3 protein-coding genes are annotated in these 2,454 nt (G+C 61.0%); all 3 read left to right on the top strand.

The window, feature by feature from the left end; all coding sequences use genetic code 11:
* Positions 1-218: 218 nt before the first annotated feature.
* A complete protein-coding gene (gene phbB, locus AWB74_RS44070; protein WP_061152739.1) occupies positions 219-962 on the top strand; it encodes an acetoacetyl-CoA reductase in 744 nt (247 codons plus the stop codon).
* Entirely contained in the window at positions 956-1,312 is a 357-nt protein-coding gene (locus tag AWB74_RS48085) for a hypothetical protein (protein WP_235024957.1), read from the top strand. The genes phbB and AWB74_RS48085 overlap by 7 nt, the downstream gene beginning before the upstream one ends.
* A 168-nt stretch (positions 1,313-1,480) precedes the next feature.
* Complete coding sequence (locus tag AWB74_RS44060; RefSeq protein WP_061152738.1) at positions 1,481-1,816, top strand: hypothetical protein; 336 nt, start codon at positions 1,481-1,483, stop codon at positions 1,814-1,816.
* Positions 1,817-2,454 lie beyond the last annotated feature (638 nt).

Here is a 2,454-nt window from a genome sequence, read left to right as displayed (position 1 = left end):
CGACGCGAAGAAGGGCCTGGCGTCGCTGTGCATCGGCGGCGGCATGGGCGTCGCGCTGGCGCTCGAGCGTCCGTAACGTCTGTAACGAGAGCAGTACGCCGGCGCAGCTGAAATCCGACTCGACGCGACATCAAAACATAACGAGCGTCGAGGCAACATGGCGGCGCCGGTGCCATTCCGAGCTTCATTAACCTGAGAGAAATACGAGGAGTATCAGCATGACAAAGCGAATCGCAGTGGTGACGGGCGGCATGGGCGGCCTCGGCGAAGCCATCAGCATCAAGCTGCACGACGCAGGCTACGCGGTCGTCGTGACGCATTCGCCGGGCAACGCGAAAGCCGCCGAATGGCTCGCGAACATGGACCGCCAGGGCCGTAACTTCCGCGCTTACGCCGTGGACGTCGCCGATTACGATTCCGCGCAGAGCTGCGTGGCGAAGATCCGCGCCGAAGTCGGCCCGATCGATATCCTCGTGAACAACGCCGGCATCACGCAGGACACGACCTTCAAGAAGATGACCAAGGTGAACTGGGACGCCGTGCTGCGCACCAATCTCGACTCGGTCTTCAACATGACCAAGCCCGTCTGCGAAGAAATGGTGTCGCGCGGCTGGGGCCGCATCATCAACATTTCGTCGGTGAACGGCTCGAAAGGCCAGATCGGCCAGACGAACTACTCGGCGGCGAAGGCCGGCATGCACGGCTTCACGAAGTCGCTCGCGCTCGAAGTCGCGAAGAAGGGCGTCACGGTGAACACGATTTCGCCGGGCTACCTCGCGACCAAGATGGTGACCGCGATCCCGCAGGAAATCCTCGACACGAAGATCATTCCGCAGATTCCGGCCGGCCGTCTCGGCAAGCCCGAGGAAGTTGCGGCGCTCGTCGCGTTCCTGTGCTCCGAAGATGCGGGCTTCGTGACCGGCTCGAACATCGCGATCAACGGCGGCCAGCACATGTGCTGACGCCTGAGTCGCGTCGCGCGGGCGTCGACGAACCGTCGCCCGTGCGTCACGAGCTTCACGCGCGGGACATCGCGTTCCCGCGCATCGATTCGATCTTCACTCGAACTCTTGCTCTTCCGATGAACCGTGTCATGAACAACCTCGGCGCAGGCACGCCACGCTGTAGCGTCCGCCATCTCGACTCGGCGATCGAACATCTCGAAGAAGTGCTGAGCCCCGAAGGCGCGAATTCTCTCTTCTCCAAGACATATTGGCGCGGGCGCGTCGTGCAGACGCTGTCTACGCCCGGCCTCGCACCGTCACAGCATTCGCGCTTGCAGCGCCTGCTGGATCGCATCGCTCAGGCTTGAGCGGGAACATCGGAACATCTACAAGGTCGATCGTGAAAAGGCGCGCAGCGGATGCTGTAGCCGCTCGTCACGGACCCGAAAAACAAAGCGCCTTTCCTCTGATCTGTGAAGAAATTCGCGGGCGCCTGTACCATTCGGGCCGTATCTCAAAATTCACGATCCACACGTATGTTCGATTTCTTACGATCAATCTCTCGCAGGCGGCGTGCGTCCGGCGCGATCTCGTTCGCATTCTCCCTTTTGCTCGCTGCGTGCGGCACGACGAACGGCGTCACGGCCGGCGCGCAGCCCAACACGTACACGGTCACCGGCAAGGCGACCGGCACGCGCATGTCGTGGGTGACCGCGCGCAATGCGGCGATGGACGCCGCCACCGACTATTGCAAGCAGCGCTCGCAACGCGTGGCGATCCGATCCGAAGCGACGAGCGGCGTGCGTTCGCTCGAAGAGCAGACCTCGACGGTATCCTTCACTTGCGTGCCGGAGAACGACGCGCGCGGTTGAGCGATTCCTCCTTTCTGTTCGCCTTGCGTTTATATGAAATCCTGAATTCATGTTGGTCTATTAGCGTTGCCCCTCCCCGGGGCGGGGGTAACTTTCTTTGCTGCTGCAAAGAAAGTCACCAAAGAAAGCAGCTCTCCCCATCCAAAGTACCTCATGCCGGCCGCGGCACAGGCGATTGGCTGAATGGAGCCCGGAGTAGCGAGTGCCCTCACAAAACTCCCGCGGCTTGGATCGCGCACGGTCTGACTCATCGCACCACATAAAAAACTGGTTCAGCACCATTTAGCTCCAGCCCGCTTCGCGGCCGACCGGTCAATCGGGTTTGCGTGAGCCCACGTATTTGCCACGCCCACCGTTGGTTTCCCTTGCATATCCTTCGGCAGCGCGTAGCGCTGTGCCGGAGCTATTTCGTGCTGAACCGGCACGCTTAAGGTTATCGGGCGGCAGACCGTGCGCGATTCACGCCGCAATAGGCCTACGAGAACACTCGCTACTCTGGGTTCCATTCAGCCAATCGCCTGTGCCGCGGCCGGTATGAAGTGCTTAGGCTGGGGATAGCTGTTTCTTTGGTTACTTGTATATTGCCCTCAGTGTTCGGTTGCTGATCCCTTCCGTGCACGCGAAGCGGTAGCCCGTTT

The organism is Caballeronia arvi (genome assembly GCF_001544695.2).
Taxonomy (GTDB): domain Bacteria; phylum Pseudomonadota; class Gammaproteobacteria; order Burkholderiales; family Burkholderiaceae; genus Caballeronia; species Caballeronia arvi.
Note: the sequence above shows the minus strand (reverse complement) of the source record. Positions and strands in the feature narration are given on the sequence as shown.

Excerpts from the sequence above, each read along its gene's own strand:
- phbB (WP_061152739.1), top strand. The coding sequence starts at position 219 with ATGACAAAGCGAATCGCAGTGGTGACGGGCGGCATGGGCGGCCTCGGC.
- AWB74_RS44060 (WP_061152738.1), top strand. The coding sequence starts at position 1,481 with ATGTTCGATTTCTTACGATCAATCTCTCGCAGGCGGCGTGCGTCCGGC.